The 21,842-nt window shown below is 31.9% G+C and carries 11 protein-coding genes; 7 read left to right on the top strand and 4 right to left on the bottom strand.

Going from position 1 to position 21,842, the window contains the following annotated elements; genetic code table 11:
• Positions 1-91: 91 nt before the first annotated feature.
• From SM9_RS04875 to SM9_RS04885, 4 genes are all read left to right on the top strand, one after another.
• Positions 92-13,468, top strand: coding sequence for an Ig-like domain repeat protein (locus SM9_RS04875; RefSeq protein WP_058739066.1), 13,377 nt, complete (start codon positions 92-94; stop codon positions 13,466-13,468).
• Between the two features lie 426 nt (positions 13,469-13,894).
• A complete protein-coding gene (locus SM9_RS04880; protein WP_058739067.1) occupies positions 13,895-14,470 on the top strand; it encodes an XRE family transcriptional regulator in 576 nt (191 codons plus the stop codon).
• A gap of 22 nt (positions 14,471-14,492) precedes the next feature.
• Entirely contained in the window at positions 14,493-14,651 is a 159-nt protein-coding gene (locus SM9_RS12350; protein ID WP_232299186.1) for a hypothetical protein, read from the top strand.
• 13 nt (positions 14,652-14,664) lie between these two features.
• Positions 14,665-16,329, top strand: a complete 1,665-nt coding sequence (locus SM9_RS04885; RefSeq protein ID WP_058739068.1) for an AMP-binding protein — start codon at positions 14,665-14,667, stop codon at positions 16,327-16,329.
• A gap of 44 nt (positions 16,330-16,373) precedes the next feature.
• Here SM9_RS04885 and comE read toward each other — a convergent pair whose 3' ends face one another.
• Positions 16,374-16,913, bottom strand: coding sequence for a sulfopyruvate decarboxylase subunit beta (gene comE / locus SM9_RS04890; RefSeq protein WP_058739069.1), 540 nt, complete (start codon positions 16,911-16,913; stop codon positions 16,374-16,376).
• Positions 16,914-16,917: 4 nt separating this feature from the next.
• Positions 16,918-17,409 (bottom strand): sulfopyruvate decarboxylase subunit alpha, encoded by a 492-nt coding sequence (gene comD, locus SM9_RS04895; RefSeq protein ID WP_058739070.1) that lies wholly within the window; start codon positions 17,407-17,409, stop codon positions 16,918-16,920.
• Positions 17,410-17,520: 111 nt separating this feature from the next.
• Here comD and cofH point away from each other — a divergent pair, with 111 nt between their 5' ends.
• The 3 genes from cofH to SM9_RS04910 all read left to right on the top strand — a co-directional run bounded on the left by cofH (position 17,521) and on the right by SM9_RS04910 (position 20,216).
• Positions 17,521-18,669: a 5-amino-6-(D-ribitylamino)uracil--L-tyrosine 4-hydroxyphenyl transferase CofH gene (cofH, locus tag SM9_RS04900; RefSeq protein WP_058739071.1), complete on the top strand. Its 1,149-nt coding sequence runs from the start codon at positions 17,521-17,523 to the stop codon at positions 18,667-18,669.
• 63 nt (positions 18,670-18,732) lie between these two features.
• A complete protein-coding gene (locus SM9_RS04905; protein ID WP_058739072.1) occupies positions 18,733-19,296 on the top strand; it encodes a nucleoside/nucleotide kinase family protein in 564 nt (187 codons plus the stop codon).
• Positions 19,297-19,367: 71 nt separating this feature from the next.
• Complete coding sequence (locus SM9_RS04910; RefSeq protein ID WP_083495837.1) at positions 19,368-20,216, top strand: tetratricopeptide repeat protein; 849 nt, start codon at positions 19,368-19,370, stop codon at positions 20,214-20,216.
• A 377-nt stretch (positions 20,217-20,593) separates the two neighbouring features.
• On the opposite strand, the gene SM9_RS04915 is transcribed toward SM9_RS04910, so the two are convergent.
• Both SM9_RS04915 and priS read right to left on the bottom strand, forming a co-directional pair.
• Positions 20,594-20,851, bottom strand: coding sequence for a hypothetical protein (locus tag SM9_RS04915; protein ID WP_058739074.1), 258 nt, complete (start codon positions 20,849-20,851; stop codon positions 20,594-20,596).
• A gap of 2 nt (positions 20,852-20,853) precedes the next feature.
• Positions 20,854-21,828, bottom strand: a complete 975-nt coding sequence (gene priS / locus SM9_RS04920; protein ID WP_058739075.1) for a DNA primase catalytic subunit PriS — start codon at positions 21,826-21,828, stop codon at positions 20,854-20,856.
• Between the last annotated feature and the right edge of the window lie 14 nt (positions 21,829-21,842).

The following is a 21,842-nucleotide window of genomic DNA, read 5'->3' on the forward strand; positions in this document are numbered from 1 at the left end:
AAAGGTTTAATCACTATTGATTTCTTATAAGTGTAAACATTTTGAAATTAAATGGGGGGTTTTTATAATTATATATAAAAAATTTTTAATATTGGGTTTAATTATTACTCTTTTTGTATCAATTTCTTCTGTATCGGCAATTGATTCTCAACAAAGTGATAATTTAACACTGTTAAGTCATGAAAAACAAGTAATTGAAATTCCGAATAATAATATTAGAACAAATGAAAATATCACACTGCCTGAAGATAATGCTGTTTTAGGCGTTTCAAATTCGGATGATGTTTTGGGTGGAACTAGACAAGACTTATCTAATAAAATATCTTCGGCTAGTTCTGGTTCTACAGTATATTTGGATGATGATTATTTATTTACAACGGGTTCTCAATCTAGTTCAGGTATTTATATTTATAGTAATGACCTTGTAATTGATGGTGATGGACATACCATTGATGCAAATGGTTTGGGTAGAATATTTAATGTTCCATCATATATTTCAAATATAACTTTTAAAAATATAGTTTTTAAAAATGCTTACTATAATAGTAACGGTGCTGCTATTAACTTTTTAGGTGCAAATTTAACTATAATTAATTGTACTTTTGATAATAATACTGCACGTTCTTCTAGAGGTGGAGCAATATTTGTTAATTATTATGAGGGTTCCGTAACTAATATTATCAATTCATCTTTTAATAAAAACAATGCTGGTTCTGATGGGGGTGCAATCTATTTATCTAATCCTAATAATCAGCAACATTCATGTTATTTGAACATAGAAGGATGTAATTTTACAGAAAACTCTGATACCGGTTCATTAGGTGGTGGAGCTATTTATATTCACAGGTCTTATGAAACCACTATCAGATCATCAAAATTTATCCGAAACACTGCTTTGGGTGAGGGTGGTGCAATAAGATATTCTGGAACGACTAGTATATATGATTCTGAATTTTATGAAAATTCTGCTTCTCATGGGGGAGCTCTCTGTTATGGTCAAGCAGTTGATTTGAAACTTGAAAACATTATTTTTGTTAATAATTCAGCAAGTAATCAGGGAGGTTCAATGAAAGTTCGTTTTATTGAAGCAAATAATATAACTATTATTAATTCTACTGCTAACTCTGGAGGAGCAATATTTTCCAGATCAGGTACTGCTGAAATACAGAACTCTAGAATCATAAATGCTTCTGCAACTCAAGGAGGATCAATATTTATTCATAATGAAGTCTCCACTTTCCTTGGAAGCAATCTCGATATAAGCAATACTCAAGCAGTCCAAGGTGGTGCGATATATTCAGATATTGGAGGTACAATGAATATTGTAGACTCTTCTATAGATAATGCAAGTGCAAATTATGGTGGTGCAGTATATATCAATAAAGGTAAAGCCACTATTTCATCATCTACTATTGAAAATTCCACTGCAACTCTTGGAGGTGGAGCAGTTTATGTCAAATCAAATAATGTCGAAATAAAAAATTCATTAATTAAAAATAATACCGCTCCTATAGGTGGGGGCGTTTATTGGAATGGAAATAATGGTAAGATTTCAGAGACTGACTTTGTAGATAACTCTGGTGAAAACGGTTCTTCCATTTACTGGGCTGCTGACAATGGTATTGTTGAAAAATCCACTTTCAATGATAATAATGTGACAACAGGTTCTATTCATTGGCATGGTGATAACGGACAGATTGTAGACAATAAATTATTGTCTGACAAAGGAATTTATTTATGTGAACATTCTTCTAATGCTACATTAAAACAAAATACAGAACTTGCTCCTGAAGGAGGTAACTATTCTGTTTATATAGGAAATACATCAACTGCTAATTTGATTGAAAATAATTTCAATAACCTAATTAATAATAATGGTAAGATTTTAACTCAAGTTTATATTACTTCATTAGATAATATTACTGTTATTTCAGGTAATGATTCAATGATTATTTATACTTCAATTGTTGATGATAATGGAAACTATTTTGATGGTATAAAAAATATTGTAAATGTATATGACAATCAGAATTTACCTACCACATATAATGGAACTCATTTTATATCTAATATAGATAATATTAAAATAGGTGAACATAGGGTTCATGCTATAGGATATGATTCAAATAATTTTGCAAACATTACAGTTAAAAGTGGTGGAATATTATATTTAGTATTAAACCTTACTGTAGAGCAGGTTAACTATGGTGAAACTGTAACAATTACTTTAGATGTTGTTAATACTACTTATAATGATACAGTTGATATAGCGGTTAATGATGTTCACTATAATGTAACTTTGATTAACGGTACTGCTGTATTGGTATTGCATAATTTAGCTCCAAATACCTATGATATAGTTGCTTCATTTAATGAATATAATCAATCATTATCAACGGATGTAGAAATTAAAGTTGTACTACGTAATTCAACTATTAATGTTACTGCTAATAATGTATATTATGGTAATGTAACTACGATAACTGTTAATACTACAAATGGTACTACAGGTAATGTATTCTTATTTGTAAATAATAAAATGTATACTATTAATCTTATTAATAGTACTGGACAATATAATTTAACTAATCTAGCTGGTGGTAACTATACTGTTTTTGCATTTTATAATGGTGATGTATTGTTTGATAGTTCATATAATGAAACTACATTCACTGTATATAAATATAATACTCCAATTAATATTACAGTTAATGATATATATGCAGGTCAGATAGCTACTATTGACGTTAAATTCCCTGAGGATATAAATGGTAAAGCATATGTTTATGTTAATGATAATGAATATGTTTATTATAATAAAACATCAATAACTATATATGAAAGTGATTTGCCTGCAGGTAATATTACTGTAAGAGTATATCATGATGGTAATGAAAAGTATTATGAAAACAATACTGTTACATATTTCAATGTAACTAAAAAGAACATGACTATTATCGTTCAGACTGCAGATATAATGGTTGGTGAAAATGCAACTATTTCTGTTATTATACCTGCTGATGCTAAAGGGCATGTGACACTAAATGTAAATGGTACACAATACTATGAATATGCAAATGGTACTGTGGCTAAATTCATTATTGGTGGCCTTGCAAGAGGATCATATAATATTACAGCCGTTTATCAGGAAGGTCCATTATATAACACTGCAAATGCAACATCTTCATTTAATGTAAATTATGTTCGTGCATATGACTTTAATGTATCCGCATCAGCAGACAATGACCTAAATGTATATGTTGATATATCCCTCCCTAGTGATATTGATGGAGATGTCTATGTTAACATAAATGGTACAAACTATACTGCATCAATGAGTAAAGGAAAGGATATTGTAACAATTCCTGGTCTTTTGGGCGGAAGTTATAATGGTACCGTTTATATTGTAAACGACAGTAAATATTTAAGTTCAAATAGAACATTCACTGTTAACCTGATAAGGAACACTCCTACCATCACTGTTGATTATAACAGTACAATTTATGTTGATGATGATGCTATAATTAAGGTAACAACTGACAGTGATGCAACAGGAAATATTACAATTACAATAAACAATACAAATTACACTAAAGAGATTGAAAATGGTGTAGCCACATTCAATATCACAGGTTTATCATGGAATAACTACCGCTTTAATGTAACTTATTCAGGTGATAGAAAATACTCTTCCGATATAAAGGATTATCCATTGAATGTAATCAGAATTTCTAATTATTATGCCGAACTCTATGCTGCAGATATTTATGTGGGAGACAATGCAACAATTGTTGTTAAAATTGAAGAAGATGCAACCGGTAATGTTACAATTATCATTAATGGAACAACTCATATTTTCAAAGTAGAAAATGGATATGGATCTGTAAATGTCACTGGTTTGCTTTCCGGAAATCATATAATTGATGCAACTTATGCTGGTGATAATAAATATGAACCTCGTCATGGTGTATTTGAAGAGTTCCATGTAAGAAAAATCTCCGATTATGAGTTCACTCCATCTGGTGAGACAAATCAAAGCAATGCGAACATAACAGTTTCCCTACCGGATGATGCTACAGGTTATGTTAATATTACTGTTAACGGCATAACCTATCCAGATATTGTTGTTGAAAATGGTCAAGCTAATTTAACCGTACCGGGCTTGGAACCTGGTAGGGAATATCCGGTAAAAGTTGATTATGGGGGTAATGAAAAATATGAACAAATTTCCAAAAATATCACTTTAAACAGTCATAAGACTTTGGACTATAATTTCACTGTTGAAGGTGATACAATATATGTTGGTGATGTTGCTTATTTGAAAATATATCTTCCTGAAGCAAATACCACAGATAAAGTAAGTATAAAACTTGAAGATAATGATCCAATAGAAGTACTTGTTGGTAATGGTACTATTATTCGTCCTGTTAGTGGTCTGGCTGAAGGAAAATATTTTATTTTGGTAGAATATTTGGGTAATGAAAAATTTGAAGCTTCTTCAAAATCTACTGAAATTTTTGTATCTAAGATAACTCAATATAAATTTGATATTGTAACAAATAGTCCTAATGTCGGAGAAAATTTAACAATTAATATTACTTTGCCTGATGATGCTAAAGGAAATGTTACTGTACGCATCAATGAAGAAAATTACACTGCAAATATTACAAACGGTACAGTATACTTTGAAATTCCTAATTTGGCTTATGGAAAATATGACTTTACAGCATATTATGTCGGTGATGATAAATATCATGATTCCCATAGAACTTCTGAAGCATTTGTAACTAAAGTTTATCCATATCAATTTGATGTAACTCCTGTTGATATTTATGTTGGAGAAAATGAAACCATTAAAATTGTTTTACCAAATGATGTCAATGGAAATGTAACTATTACAATTGATAACACTGAATATACTAATAATATTGTCAATGTTGTTAATGGAACTGGATGGTTTAATGTAACAGGATTAAAAGAAGGAGTATACTCCCTATCCGTAAGTCTCAAAAATGATATTAAATATCGAGATAATGCAGTTGCCTCCAGCTTTAAAGTTTCTCCTATTGAAGATTACTTATTTGAGGTTACTGTAAGCAATCCAAATTATGTAAGGGATAATATTACATTTACTGTAGAATTGCCTACAAACGCCAGTGGAAATGTAAGTGTTATTCTATTTGGAAATGAATATCAGGGAACTGTTGAAAATGGTGTGGCTGTTGTTAATATCACTGCTCCATATTACGGTACATTCCCATACAGTGTAAGTTTTGAAGAAAAAGGAAAATACACATTAAAAACTCAAACCGGAAGTGTTGTAATTTCTAAATTAAATGTTGATTTAAATCCTGAATTTAAATCCCCTGTTCAAGTAGATGAAAATGTAACATTTAAAGTTCAATTACCTAAAGACGCCACCGGAACAATTAATGTAATTACCCGTATGGTAACATATTCAGTGGAATTAGTAAATGGATCAGCTAACATTACCGTTCCGGGATATCCTTTGGCACAATCATATTCCCCATCCATTTCATATAGTGGGGATGACAGATATAATGCAAATTCAACACCGGTTAATCTTGTCGTAATCAAAGTGTCCGACTATAATTTAACTGTAAATGTATCAGACATTAATGTTGGTCAAGTTGAAGTGGTTAATATAACTCTTCCTGCTGATGCAACAGAAGATATATTGATTTACGGTAATTTCAGTGAAAGAACATATTCCCAGCATATTAATGATGGTAATGTATCATTCAACATTACAGATTTGGCTGCCGGAACTTATAACATCACTGTATTATACCAGGGATTTAATAAGTATGAAAGCAAAAATGTGACAAAAACATTTACTGTGAGTAAAGTCAACTCTACGATAGCTATTGAACTTGTAGGTAGGACTATTGTTGTAAGTCTACCTGATGATGCAACAGGAAATGTTTCAATTAGCATTGGAGATATTAATGAGAATGTGACTATTGTAAATGGTAAGGCTACTTTGGATATAAGTAATGTATATCCTAATGAATATGTGGTAACTGCAAGTTATGCAGGCGATGGAAAATACTTGGAAAATACTACATATAAAACAATCACCCTACCTAAAGTCACTGATTATTTAATAAATGTAACAGTTTCAGACATTATTGTTGGTGAAAATGCAACTGTAATAGTAAACCTTCCAACCGATGCAAATGGATATGCAAACATAACAGTAAATAACACTTCATATAATAATATTGAAGTTAAAAAAGGCATTGCAAAATTAAACGTGTCCAAATTATCTGTTGGAGATTATCTTGTAAAAGTTAATTTTACAGACAATAAATATGCATTAAATTACAATTCCACTACATTTAGAGTAAATAAGATTAAAACTATTTTAACTCCTGTTATAACTGTTGAAGGCAGAAATATTACTGTTGTAGTAGGAATTACAGAAAATGCTACTGGAAATATAACAATTTATGTTGACAATGTTCCAAAGGATTGTGAAATTATAGATAATAAAGTTACATTAACTTTAAATAATACAATGCCTGGAGATCACCTTATTAAAGCATATTATGATGGTGATGTAAATCATACTAGCGCAGAAACTTCTTTCTATGCTGTAACTGTTAATAAAATATCTGATTATGATTTAATTATTGATTTAATTAATATTATTACTGTAATTGAAAATAATACTATTACAGTCACTTTTCCTGATGAAGCATCTGGAAGAGTAACTTTCAATTATAATGAGGAATTCATAGATGCTGAAATCAATACAGATACACATACTGCTACAGTAACACTTCCGTGGTTAAAAGAAGGTCAATATGATGTATATATTTCATATTCCGATGCATTATATGATTATGTTGAAAACTCAACTTCATTTACAGTTGTTAAATTAAATACAACTATTGATGTTGAAGTCAATAACATTACTAAAGAGTTATCTGAAATAATTAATATTACATTAAATGAAACTGCTACCGGTGATTTATACATTAATGTGAATGGTACTGTTTATCAGGTAACTTTGGATGATGGTGGAAAAGCTAACTTGACATTAATTAATTTGGCTGATGGAAATTACACCGCTGTAGTTAGCTATAATGGGGATGACTTCTTTAATGTTAATTCTACTACAGTTTACTTCACAGTAAGTAAAATGCCTCTAAACATCACTATTAATGCTTCAAATATTATTGTAGGTAATGTTTTAGCTATAAAATTCAACATGTCTAGAGAAATAACTGATTTAGTAACTGTTCAAGTTGGTGAAACAAATTATACAACCTTCGTATACAAGGGAAACGGTAGTTTGGATGTTTATAATCTGACTGTTGGAGATTATGATATTATAGTTTACTATGCTGGAAGCGAAGATTATTTGAATGTTTCAAACAAAACAAATATTTCCGTAATAGGTAAAAAAGCATCAAGTATTAATGTAACAGTTGAGGATATAACTGTTGGGGAAAATATTACAGTTTATGTAAATGCTACTAAAGGTATAAACGGTTCTGTCTATGTGACAATAGGCGGTTTAGCTTACACCCGTAATCTTGTCGATGGAGAAGTTAATTTCACTGTTTCAAATTTAACCGCTCGTGACTATGTAATTTCAGCATTCTTCATGGGTAATGATGAATTTGATTTATGTAATACTACATCAAACTTTACTGTTCACAAGAAAAACCCTACTCTTGACTTATCTGTATCTGATATAGATATTTCTCAATTAGTTAATGTTTCCGTTAAAGTACCTAAAGATGCAACAGGACATGTTTTAATAAACATTAACGGTACTGATTTCTATGCTGATATCATTAACGGAACTGCAAATTACACAATTCGTCCTTCTAATACAGGATATTTTGTAGTTAATGCAACTTACTTGGGTGATGATAATTATCTAAGCAATATTACAAACGGATCTTATACCGTATTTAAGATTGATACAGGTATCAATATAACGGGTAAAGACATATTCGTCGGTCAAAATGTTACATTCAATATTACTTTAGGCGTTAACATTACGGAAGTTGTAATAATTAATGTGGCTAGTGAAACTGACAAGACCGGTAAAAACTATACTACTTTCGTTGAAAATGGAAACGGTACATATACCGTATTTGATTTGCCTGAAGGTGAATACACCGTAACTGTCTACTTCCCAGGTAACACTAAATATGCTGCTGTAAACAACACTACAAACATTAAAGTAAATGCTAAGAAATCTTCTCAAATAACTGTTGAAGTATCTAACATTACAGTGGATGAGGATGTTGTCGTTTATGTAAATGTTACTGAAGGAGCTACCGGAAATGTTACTATAGTTATAGCTGGTGATACATATACCAAATCTTTAAACAATTCTAAAGCTAACTTTACAATTTCCGGACTTATTGCCCGTGATTATCATATAACTGCATACTATCTTGGTGATGATTATTATTTAGATAGTGATTCAACAGCAGAATTTAGTGTAAATAAAAAACCTACATCAATTAATGCTACTGCTAAAGATATTTACTCCGGTGAATCAACTGTAATTAGTGTAAATATCACTGCTGGAGCAACTGGTGTTGTTTTAATTGATATTAACGGAACTAAATATTATGCTAACATCACTAATGGTAAGGCTGACATATCCATTCATAATTTGGCTGTGGGAAAATACAATGTTACTCTAACTTATCCTGGTGATGATAAATTCAATTCAACTGAAGCAAAAACTAATTTCACTGTAAGCAAATTAACTCCAACAATTACTATTGACCTGCCTGGTGGAAATGATTATGCATTTGGCGATGCAGTTACCATTCATATGACAGGTCCTAATAACGTAACTGGTGTTGTATATGTCACTGTTGAAATTGGTAATAATGTTAAAGTATACACTGCTTATATAAATAATGGTGAAGGTAATTTAACTATTGTCAAACCTGATTTTGGCATATATAATGTCTCTGCCCAATATCAGGAAAATTACATGTATTATTCAAATAAATCCAATAACTTGACTTTTGAAGTTTATGCAAGTGAGGGCAATCTTGATGTTCACACTGAAAAAATCAATGTTGGCGAAACTGAAAATATTGAAGTTATATTAAAAGGAAATCATGCTGGAAACGTGACAATTTACATAGAGGGAGTTCCAACTAATGCATCATTCACTTATGATGTAGATAAAAATATTAGTAAAGCAGTTGTATCTCTAAAAGATTTATCATCAGGTGTTTATAATGTTAAAGCGACATATATTGAAACGGTTGATGGTAGGACATTATTCTATGAAGGAACTAGTGTATTTACAGTATCAAAAATTGATTCTTCAATTTCAATTAATCCGATTAAAGACATTAAAGTTGGTGAAAATGTAACTATTGAATTTAATGTTTTACCTTCTGGTGTAAATGGTACTATTGATGTTTATGTTAACGGTAAGCATTATTCCGTAAATGTAACTAATCCTAAATTGACTATTTCCGGTTTGGGTGAAGGCATTATTCCGGTACGTGCAGTCTATAATGGTGATGACAAATATTTATCATCCACTAATGAAACTAACTTTACAGTCTACAAAAACTCTGTAACTCCTAAAATCGATGTAAATAATATTCAAATCAATGAAACTGTTAATATTACAGTAACTTTACCTGAAGATGCTACCGGATATGTTTTGATTAACATCAATGGAACACATTTCTATGCGGATGTTATTAATGGTACCGCTAAATATATTATTCCTTCTACTAAATCAGGCACATTTTCCGTGAATGCAACATATTTGGGTGATGATAAGTATTACAGTAATTCCACAACAGATTCATATGTAGTATCTAAACTCAAAATTGATATCACTGTTCAAGGTAATGACATCCCATTCGGCAGTGATGAAGAATTAACAATTACAGCTTCACAAAACTTAACCCATGTTATAATCCTTGAAGTTGATGGTAAAAATTACACATCCTTTGTTAAAGAGGGTAAAGGTAATTTCACTCTTAGGAATTTAACTGCTGGTTTACACAATGTAACTGTTTACTTTGAAGGTGATTTAAGATATGATGCAGCACAAAATGATACCACATTCACTGTTGAATCAAGATCTGAATCAGATATTAATATAAATGTAAATAGTATTGTTATCGGTGATGATGTGGTGATTTATGCAAATGTTACTCCTGGTGCTACAGGCAGCGTTACAATTGTAGTGGCTGGTGATGCATATACCAAACCGTTGACTGGCGATAAAGTTAATTTCACATTATCCTCTTTATCTGCTCGTGATTACCATGTGACTGCATATTATTTCGGTGATAATAAGTACTTGCCAAGCAACACTACTGGAAAATTCACTGTTTATAAAAAGAACGCTGAATTAGGCCACAGTGTAACAAACACTACTGTTGGCAATGTGGAATTTATAAATATTACATTACCAAAAGATGCTACAGGTTATGTCTTGTTGACTGTTGACGGTGCTCATTACTATGCAGATGTCATTGATGGTGTAGCTAAGTTTAATGTAACCGGTCTGCTTGTAGATGAGCATGACGTGAATGTTACTTATATGGGTGATAATAATTACAACATTTCATCAACTTCATTTAAAGTAAACATATCCAAAATCACAACATTAATAGAGATAGCTGGTGAAAACATTATTGTTGGCCAGGGCATTACATTAATCATAAAAACGTCTGAAGATATTTCTGACTTGGTAACTATTAATATTGGCAATAATAACTACACAACATTCATAAGTAAAGGTAAAGGTAATTTGACAGTTTATGATTTGAATGTTGGTAAGTATACAGCTACTGTTTATTATAATGGTGATGATACTTATAATAAAGCTGAAAATAAAACTTCATTTGAAGTAACCAATAAAAAAGCTTCAAATGTATCAATATCTGTTAATAATATTGTTGTAGGTCAAGATGAAATCATTACCGTTAGGGTTACTGCCGGAGCTACAGGTAATGTAACTATTGTAATTAGAGGAAGGGGGTATGTTGAAACATTAAATAATGGTGTGGCAAGATTCACTATTTCTGATTTATCCGCAAGGGATTATGAAGTTACAGCTATTTACAATGGTGATGAAAATTATTTGGCAAGTCAAAACACTGCTAAATTCACTGTAAGCAAATTAAATCTTGATGTTATTGTAACTGCTCAAAATATTACTGCAGGCAGCACTGAAAACATAGAAATTAATTTATCCGAAAACGAAAATGGTATTGTTTTAGTCAATGTAGGTTCCAATGGATATTATGTGAATATTACGGATGGTAATGGAGTATTAATATTAAATCACTTAAATGCAGGTGATTTTAATGTTTCTGCTGTATTTTTAGGTGATGACAAGTATAATTCCCAATCAAATGTAACTTCATTCACTGTTAAACCTGTTACTGATGAGGATATTAAAATCAATGTTGATGATGAAAATAAAACTATCATTATTGAAGTGCCAGGAAATCAAACAGGTAATGTGACTGTTATTATTGATGGTAAAAACGTAACCGGAGAAGTTATTAATAATACTATTGTTGTTAACATTACTGATTTACTTCCGGGAAATCACACAATTGAAGTCATCTACGGTGATAAAAACTACACTGTCTATGAGAATACAACTGATATTGTAATTCCAAAAGTCGATGATTATCCATTTGATGTGGATGTTGCTGTTGATGGCAATAATGTGGAATTTTCTGTAAATCTGCCAAAAGATACTAATGGTGTTGTTTTAGTTGATGTTGATGGTAAAGGTTACTACATGAATGTCACAAATGGTGCTGGTAAATTACTATTAACTGACTTGAATAAGGGAACATATGATGTCGGTATTAAATATCCTGGTGATAATAAATATGCTGAAGTTAAAAAATCCACTTCATTCACTATTGAAAGCGGACGTGCCACTCCTATTGATATTAATGCAGAAGATATTAATGTTGGAGATAATTTAACAGTCAAGGTTATTGTTCCTGGTGATGCTAAAGGTAATGCTGTTGTTGAAATTAATGGTAAAACTTATACTTCTCCAATCAACAACGGTATAGCTGAATTCAATATTCCAGGTTTGAATGAAGGTAATTATACAATTAAAGCAACATTTGCCGGTGATGCTAAATATCCTGCTAATTCCACTTCAACTACGGTTCAAGTATCTAAAGTGAAAGATTATCCAATGAATGTCACTGTTGATGGAAAAGATATTACAATCAACCTTCCGGAAGATGCTGAAGGAAACGTTACCGTAATCGTTGATGGCAAGAATTATACAGCTAAAGCCGAAAATGGTACTGCAACCATTAAAGTGGATGATTTAAAACCAGGAAAACATAACATAACAGTAAGTTACGGTGATGAGAAATATTCACCTAAAACAAACACTTCTATTATAGATGTTGCAAATAAATTGTTCATTGATGCTCCTGCTGTTGTTAAATATTACTCAGGACCAGAAAGATTCTATGTATATCTCGAAGATATGAACGGTAAAAAGATTGCTAATGCCAACATAACAATTACTGTCAATGGTGTAAGTTATAGCAGAACCACTAATGAAAACGGTACTGCTTCTATTGCTATTAGTTTAAATAGTGGAGAATATCTAGTAACCGTTACATTCAAAGGTAATTCTGAATTTAATCAAACATCAGTATCATCCAGTATTACAGTTAATCCAACAATTTATGCCGATGATGTATTCAAAGTATTTAGAAATGGAACTCACTACTATGCATTATTCACAGATGCTCAAGGTAATCCATTGTCAAATGCTGAAGTGTCATTCAATATTCATGGTGTATTCTACACTAGAACCACTAATGCTACTGGATGGGCAAAATTGAACATTAACCTTGAAAAAGGAACATATATATTGACTGCTATTAATCCGGTTACCAAGGAAATGAGAACCAATAACGTAACTGTAATATCATTAATTGTTGAAAATTATGATATAACCAAATACTTCCGTAATGGAACTCAATTTGTTGCTAGAATTGTTGCTGATAACGGATCATATGCTGGTGCTGGTGAAAAGGTAACATTCAATATTAATGGTGTTTTCTACACCCGTGTAACTGATGAAAATGGATATGTTAGATTGAATATTAATATTGAACCTGGACAATATATCATTACTACATATTACAAAGACTGCCGTGAAAGCAATACTATTATTGTATTGCCTACGCTTATAGCGGATGACATGAAAATGAGTTATCATGATGGTTCTCAGTTTGTAGTTCATTTGTTGGATGGACAAGGTAAACCTTATCCAAATCAGCTCATTAATTTCAACATCCATGGTATAATCTACAACAGATTAACTGATAGCAATGGTGATGCTAAATTAAGTATTAACTTACAAAGTGGTGAATATTTAATCACATCAACTTATGGTGCAGCAAAACTTTCAAACAAAATTACTATAGTTTAGGAGTATTGATTTTTTACTCCTACTTTTTCTTTATTTAAATCAAATATTTGATTAATAATTTAACTATTTCTTTATTAAAAATATAATTTAATTAACTGTAAACTTAATATTCTAGTTATTATCATTAAAATATTATTTTATTATTTTGCCAATCTACATCAAAGATTAACTTTTTAATAAAACTCAATAATTCGTGATTTCAGCATAATTTTAATTCAAAAATTCAATAATTTCTGAATTCTTATGATGATATGCCATTTTTTATGACTTGTTTTTTTAACATTGTCTAAAAAATTTAATCAAAAAAATTATAAAATTGAATAAATCTTAATAAATTATATGATTTTACAAACTTTTATATAAATAAAAAATCATATTTTAATTATACTAAAAATTTTAGTATTACTAATGTAAAAAAGTGATATCATGGAGAAAAATACAGAATTTGCTTCAAAAATTAAAAGTATTAGAGAAAGACAGAATATGAGCATAGAAGAGCTCTCAGAAAATAGTGGTGTTAAACTTGATGTTCTAAAAGCTATGGAATCTGGAGAAGTTATTCCTTCACTTACTCCATTAACTAAAATGGCCAGAGCATTAGGCGTTAGGCTCGGAACATTTTTGGATGATACACCACAAATCGGACCTGTAGTAACAAGAGCAGGAAAACCAACAAGTGCATTATATTTTTCAGGAAGGGAAGACGTTACAAATGCAAGCAATTTAGAATTCCACTCATTGGGTGCAGGTAAGATTGACAGGAACATTGATCCATTTTTAATTGATATTGAATATGAGGAAGGAGAAAAAGAGTTATCTTCCCACGAAGGAGAAGAATTTATTTATGTGCTGGAAGGAGAAATTGAAGTTATCTATGGAAAAGACACTTTCACAATGGGTGAAGGTGACAGCATATTTTATGATTCAGTTGTCCCACACCACTTACATGCAGCAGGCAAAAAAGAATCTAAAATATTAGCAGTACTTTACACACCATATTAAATAAAAGGAGTTTTTGGTTAAAATGTTTAAAATACAATTTGGCAACAATAATAACGAAGGATTTGAAGGAAATGACAATTTTAGATATTTTAAACCAGATTTGGCATTGAAAGGATTGCGATTGCAAACAGAAGCAAAATTTGAAAATAGACTTTTTTACGAAAATACAAAAAATAATTAAAAGGTGTGAAAAAATGAGTGAATTATTTACAGAGCTTTCTCTTGGAAAGTTTTTCGAAACACAAGTAGAAAAACAACCTGACCATGAATTTATTGTCTATCCTGATAGAAATTTAAGATTTACATATAAAGAATTTGATGAACGTGTTGATAACCTTGCTAAAGGACTATTGGCTTTAGGTATAAAAAAAGGAGACCATGTTGGTATTTGGGCTAAAAATGTCCCAGAATGGTTAACTTACATGTTTGCAACTGCTAAAATAGGTGCAACAATTGTAACGGTAAATACAGCATACCAGTCTCATGAACTGGAATATGTATTAAAACAGTCAGACATGAAAGCAATAGCAATGACTGACGGATTTAGGGATACAAGTTATTTTGACATTATTCATGAGCTTGTTCCTGAATTGAAAAATTGCGCTAGAGGCAGTCTAAACAGTGAAAAATTCCCATGTCTAAAATATGTTTTCCACGTAGGTCAGGAAAAGCACCGTGGAATGTATAATACCAATGAATTGATATTACTAGGTATGAACTACGATGATGATGAGTATCAGAAGGTAAAGGATGCCGTAACTCAAAATGACGTAATCAATATGCAGTATACAAGCGGTACAGAAGGTTTTCCTAAAGGAGTAATGCTTACAAGTAGAAACATAGTGAATGACGGATTTTACATCGGGGAAAATATGAATTATACTGAAAAAGACAGATTGCTTCTACAAGTACCATTATTCCATTGCTTTGGGACTGTTTTAGGTGTTATGGCAGTCATTACTCACGGTTCCACTATGATTATGCTTGAGGAGTATGATCCTCTTCTTGCAATATCATCAATCCAAAAGGAAAAGTGTACTTCAATTTATGGTGTACCAACAATGTTTATAGGTATGATGAACCATCCTATGTTTGACATGTTTGACATGAGTTCCCTACGTACTGGAATTATGGCAGGTTCCACATGTCCTGTTGAAACCATGAAGGATGCAATCGAAAAAATGAATATGAAAGAGATTACAAGTGTATATGGTTTGACAGAAGCAGCTCCAGGTTTTACACAAACCAACGCATCAGATTCATTTGAGAAAAAGATTAATACTGTAGGAAGAAAATTCCCAAATATCGAAGTTAAGATTGTGGATCCTGAAACCGGTGAAGAGTTAGGTCCCGGCGAAACTGGAGAAATCATGTGCAGAGGTTTCAATGTAATGAAAGGATATTACAATATGCCTGAAAAAACTGCAGAAACCATTGAACCCGACGGATGGCTTCACTCAGGAGATTTGGCTACAGTTGATGAAGAGGGATATTACTCCATTGTTGGTCGTATCAAGGATATGATTATCAGAGGTGGAGAAAATATTTATCCAAGAGAAATAGAGGAATTCCTATTTACTCATGACTGTGTTCAGGATGTTCAGGTCGCAGGTATTCCTGATGAGAAATACGGTGAAATCGTTGGTGCATTCATCATAAAAGAAGAAGGATTTGATGATGTAACTGAAGCGGACATTCGTGATTTCTGTATTGGAAGCATTGCAAGATATAAAGTACCTAAATATGTCTTCTTTGTAGAAGAATTCCCATTAACCACAAGTGGTAAGATTCAAAAGTACAAATTAGGAGATTTAGGTTTAAAACTTCTTGACGGAAGAAAAGCAAAAGGGGAATTATAATTCCCTCATTTTTTTTAAAAAGTGATGGTTAATTCATGAATTGATTAGTCATTGACTGCCTTCATGAATCTTTTTTTGATGACTTCGGGTGTTAGGTCGATTATAGGTGCTTCTGAATTACCTGGCTTGCAGTTGAATACTATAAAATGACATTCATCATCTTTTATCAATCTTTTTAAGCCAATTCCATAAAAATCATGGCTTTTCAAACCTACACTATCAGCAATTTCTTCTAAATCAAGGTCTTTAGCATAGGTTTCCTGATTTCCTGTTGAGCCGTATGCGCCATTGTTTATTACAATCCATGTCAGATTTCTTGGTTTGCATGCATTGACCGTAACAAGTGATCCCATATTCATGAGCAATGCACCGTCGCCGTCAATTACAACAACATCTTTATCAGGTTTTGATAGTGCTAAGCCCAGTCCTATTGATGATGCAAGTCCCATTGATCCAATCATATAGAAGTTTTCAGCCCTGTCTTTGATGTCATATAGTTCTCTTGATGGAAATCCTATATTGCAGATGATCAGTTCATCATTTATTGAATCCATTATCTTTAAAATAGCATCTCTTCTTTTCATGTTATCACCAATATTTAATTTCTAATAGTATTGAAACGGGCTTTCCTTCCTCTTCGGATAACTCCCATGAGTTTCTCATGTCTTCATATGCCCCTTCAGGGTTTCCTGGAGTAAAAAAGTTGAAATTCATAGCTTCCAAAATCAAAGGGGTTGATTGTCCCATCGGAACTTGGCCGCATATGTTTTCCCCTTCTGTTCCTCTGTGGCTTATTATCATCAAAAGAGGAAATCCATATAGTTCAGTCAGTGATTTTAATGCATTTATTGAGTTTCCAAGTCCTGAATTCTGCATTAGTATAGCTGTTCTTTTTCCTCCCATATATGCTCCGGCACATAGTCCGATTCCCTCTTCCTCTCTTGTAACTGGTATGTGAATTATTTCATCATCTTCATCTATCATATTTAATAGTTTGGACAAGTTGACACAAGGAACGCTTACAATAAAGTCTATTCCGGCATCTTTTAATCCGTTGTAAATAGCTTCTGTACTATCCATATAATCATCTTTTTATTTCTTTAATTTTGTTCAGTACAAATCTGTACATTTTATTTCTTAATTAATGTTTAATGGTAAGATATATATTAAATTATTTACTTATTAATATTCATGTTTGATAAACTACCAATTTCTTCAAAAACAGAAAAAATTTTAACTAAATCTTTGGATGAGCCAATTTCTGTTGAAGAAGGAAATCATTTGATGAATATTAAAGGGCCGGATTTATATCCGTTAATCGCAACTGCAGATTATTTGAGGAGCAAAATAGTTGGTGACGATGTTACGTTTATTAATAACTGTAATATTAACTTCACTAACATCTGTACGGTTAGATGCGGATTTTGTGCATTTGGTAAGGATGCTGATGACCCTGATGCATATATTTTAAACGATGAGCAGATTTTGGCTAAGGCTCAGGGCGCTGTTGAAAAGGGTGCTCATGAATTCTGTGTAATGGGAGGTGTACTTCCCGATGCTGACATTGAATATTATGAACATTTGCTTCATTTGCTTAAAGGAGAATATCCTGATGTCATGATTCATGGATTTTCACCTACTATGATTAGGGATGCTGCTGTTTTATCTGGTATGGATATGGCTGAAGCCTGTGAGAGATTAAAATCTGCGGGACTTGATACTTTGCCAGGTACTGCAGCAGAAATATTGACTGACAGATCACGTGAAATAATATGTCCTGAAAAGGTCAGCGTTAAGGAATGGATTGATACAGTCAGAACTGCCCATGAAGTCGGTATTCCAGGTTCCGCTACAATCATGTATGGGCATGTTGAAACATTGGAAGAGCGTGTAGAGCACATTGACGTTATTCGTCAATTGCAGGAAGAAACCCACGGATTTACGGAATTTATTCCAATGACTTTTATGCATGAGTACTCTCCGATATTTTTGGAAGGTCAAAGAAACCTTGGAGCAAGCGGTACAGAGGACTTGAAGTTATATGCAGTATCCAGATTAATGTTGAGGGATTTGATTCCTAACATTCAGGTATCATGGGTAAAAATGGGTTTCAGATTTGCTCAAGTTGTTCTCACAGCAGGTGCTAATGATTTGGGAGGAACTTTGGGTGGAGATGAACTTTCTGAAGCATCAGGTGCTCCTGATGGAGTTGAAGCATCTATTGAAACTTTGGACAGTATGGTTAAAAATCTCGGAAGAAACCCTATTGAGAGAAACTCCAAGTATACAGAATTTTATCCGATTGAATATCAAACTAAATTAGAAATGCCTTCAAAATAAAGTAGTTTATCACTAAGATGTATTAATATACATAGTCAAAGATTTAATTTACAGTGACATAACATGAAATTTATCGTAATTGATGGACTTGATGGGTCTGGAAAGGATACACAAATTAATTTGCTGGCACAAACATTTAAAAAGCAGGGGAAAAACGTAGTAGTTCGTTCACACCCCTGTGATGACAATAGATATGGCCGTAAATCCAAGGCTGCTTTATTAAAGACAGGTAAAATCAATCATTTGCTTGCTACAGTTTATTTTGGTTTGGATGCAATTAGATCTGTGAGAAAATACTCTCATGATGGGAGCATTGATGTTTTAATTTTTTCAAGATACATTTTGGCAGTTATGTATCTTCCGGATGTGGTGAATGTAATTGTTTATAAGATTGTTTGCTTTGCACTTCCTACATCTGAATATATGTTTTTTTTAGATGTATCTCCTGAAGAATCTTTAAGAAGGATTGGTTCACGTAATGAGGATACTGAAATGTTTGAAAATAAGGAATCACTTATTAAAGCCAGAAACAAATCCAGAAAGTTTACTTACAACTGGAATGTTGTTGACGGCGATAGATCAGTTGAGGAGATAAGCAATGAAATCATTTCCAAATGTTTGGGTTGAAACTTGATATCATTATTTTTTTAATACTTTAAACACAACTTATAAATAGAATAAAAATATAATATAATCCTATGAGTGAAAAGTTGATTGAGCATTTTGAAAAAGAGAAAAACTATGATGAGGTAATAAAAATAATTGATGAACTTATTTTGGAAGACCCTGAAAAAGCCTCATCTCTACTTTTTAGAAAAGCTGAAGCGTTAGTTGGGCTTGAAAAATACCAACAGGCCATTACCACATTAAAAGTATATGCAAAAGATTGTCCAAATAATGAAAAAATCAAATCCTATGTTCTCATTGCATCATGTTATATGAACCTTGACAATGATGAAAAGGCAGAGGAGTATCTAGTTAAGATTTTGGAAATCGATCCGGAAAATGATATAATATTAAAGCAGCTATCTTACATGGCATATATCAATCAGGATTTTGAAAGATGCTGCTATTTGATTAAGATACTGATTAAAATTGATAAGGCAGACATTGAAGACTATACAAATTTAATTTTCTGCTGTATTCAGCTTGACATGATAGATGATGCACTGAAATATGCTGAAAAGGTGATAGAGCTTGACCCGACAAACCTTGATGTTTTTGCAACATTGACTATAGTCTATGAAAATATGGATGATGAGGAAAAGCTGAAGGAAGTCTGTCAGAGAATCATAAATTTAAAGGATGACGGAACACTTCAAATCATACTTTTGAAGGCGCAGGCATATTTGGAACTTGGAAAAAAAGAAGAAGCATTCGAATTTGTCAATAAAGCTATTAAGTTAAATCCCTATGATCCCTTCCCGTATCTGATGAAAGGATTATTATACAATAACCTGGGCATGTCTGATGAGGCTGAAGAGTGTTTCAATGAAGCATTCCGTCTTAATCCAGAAATATTGGAAAGTATTGAAAAATTAAGTTAATTTTAGGTTTGATTTAAATCTGCCTAAATCTATTTTTTTATCAAAAACCCAGTTTTAATATACTCTATGCCAAAAGCATAATAATGCTCATGAGATTTGGAAATCATATTTTTCTGGGTCAGTAATGCGATTGCAGTTTGAAACATTGCATAATATACATGACAAACAGTCTGACAACAATATTTAAAACTGTTAATAAATAATTTGCAACAATTGCAACCGTTGCTGCTTGTTTCCCATCAAAGAAAAATCCTTGAAAAAATTCAATGCAATTTCAGTTGATAATTAGCTAAAAAATACCTTTGAGAAAATTAAAAAAATACTACAAAAATAGCTTCTGAGTAATACTTAGATAAGATTAAATTTTATATTTAATCTTATAAAATTTCTTTAATCCCGTTATCGGTAATAATCATCAATGAATTGAGATTTTCTAACATTAATGAAGCTATGGGGTGTGTTTGAATGTCTTTATTCATTAAAATTAATTCTTTATCTACAATATCAACCCAGTTAACGTTATAGATAACTACTCCATTAACTATCAATCCCAAATATTCGGGAACAAATCTATTTTCATTCATTTCTTCAAAAAACTGATTTTCACGTAAAATTTCTCTTAGTACATTATCCATTATTAATCATCTCTTTCATAAACAAATTTAGGCACTGCCTCTTTAAATGGGTCAAAAGTTTCTCTGTTCTTAACTTCCATACATTTCATGCTGACTTTTGAGTGAAGTGATGAAGGAAGCCTCAAAATTCTTTTCAAATCTATGGAAACCTTGGCATCAATGGTTGCCAAGTTAACGCGAGCCATAGCCTCAACTAAATTTTTATATCTTCTAGGGCCTATGTCTCTTTTGAAATAACCCCATTCATCATTATCCAAGTGATGTCTTGCCTTAAGAATATCTTTCATCAGTTTTGGATTAATTCCATCAAGCTCTTCAGCACCTGTCAGATGCTGAACATTGTATTTCATTTTATCAGTGAATATTTTGGAATATCCTATGGGGATTGAGAAATGCTCAAAATTGAATGCCTTATTTGAAATATCTGTATTGATGAACTGTGATTTTGGCACTTCAGCGCCTGCGGTATACTTTAATACTTCTGATCTAAGTTCACTGTTTGCAAGCATCATCTCTTCATCTAAAATTCTGATGTGATATCCTCTGCCGGAATAGATTAAATGGATGTTGTCAAGACCTAAATCTCCCTCTAATGTATCTATTAATGAGTTTACGATTTCCAGGGCTTCACCTAAACAGATTTCACATACTCCGTCACAGTTGCATGATCTGATTGGAATATCTTTCGCATCAACATCGAAAATATATTCTGCTTTCTGCCAATCTTGTCTTCTTTTAGGGTTATTATAAAAAGCTACTGAAATATATGCTGCAAACGGTGCTTTATATCTAAGGAATTTTCTTAAAGACTCTGTTCCCCTAAAAGTTTTGTATCTGTCATTAGGACCATTTCCATTATGGTCAAAACCAAACTCTCTTTTTTTGATTCCATCTCTAATGAATTCAGGAAGGTCTTTTTCACTCCATTCCTCACGATAATATTGGCGTCGTTCTTTCATGGTAGCTTTTGAAAACATAATATGAATTATTT

It is taken from the genome of Methanobrevibacter millerae, from assembly GCF_001477655.1.
Lineage (GTDB): Archaea > Methanobacteriota > Methanobacteria > Methanobacteriales > Methanobacteriaceae > Methanocatella > Methanocatella millerae_A.

Bases quoted from the DNA above. Each gene is read 5' to 3' on its own strand.
- SM9_RS04880 (WP_058739067.1), top strand. From the start codon at position 13,895: ATGGAGAAAAATACAGAATTTGCTTCAAAAATTAAAAGTATTAGAGAA.
- cofH (WP_058739071.1), top strand. From the start codon at position 17,521: ATGTTTGATAAACTACCAATTTCTTCAAAAACAGAAAAAATTTTAACT.
- comE (WP_058739069.1), bottom strand. From the start codon at position 16,913: ATGAAAAGAAGAGATGCTATTTTAAAGATAATGGATTCAATAAATGAT.
- comD (WP_058739070.1), bottom strand. From the start codon at position 17,409: ATGGATAGTACAGAAGCTATTTACAACGGATTAAAAGATGCCGGAATA.
- SM9_RS04905 (WP_058739072.1), top strand. From the start codon at position 18,733: ATGAAATTTATCGTAATTGATGGACTTGATGGGTCTGGAAAGGATACA.
- SM9_RS12350 (WP_232299186.1), top strand. From the start codon at position 14,493: ATGTTTAAAATACAATTTGGCAACAATAATAACGAAGGATTTGAAGGA.
- SM9_RS04910 (WP_083495837.1), top strand. From the start codon at position 19,368: ATGAGTGAAAAGTTGATTGAGCATTTTGAAAAAGAGAAAAACTATGAT.
- SM9_RS04915 (WP_058739074.1), bottom strand. From the start codon at position 20,851: ATGGATAATGTACTAAGAGAAATTTTACGTGAAAATCAGTTTTTTGAA.
- priS (WP_058739075.1), bottom strand. From the start codon at position 21,828: ATGTTTTCAAAAGCTACCATGAAAGAACGACGCCAATATTATCGTGAG.
- SM9_RS04885 (WP_058739068.1), top strand. From the start codon at position 14,665: ATGAGTGAATTATTTACAGAGCTTTCTCTTGGAAAGTTTTTCGAAACA.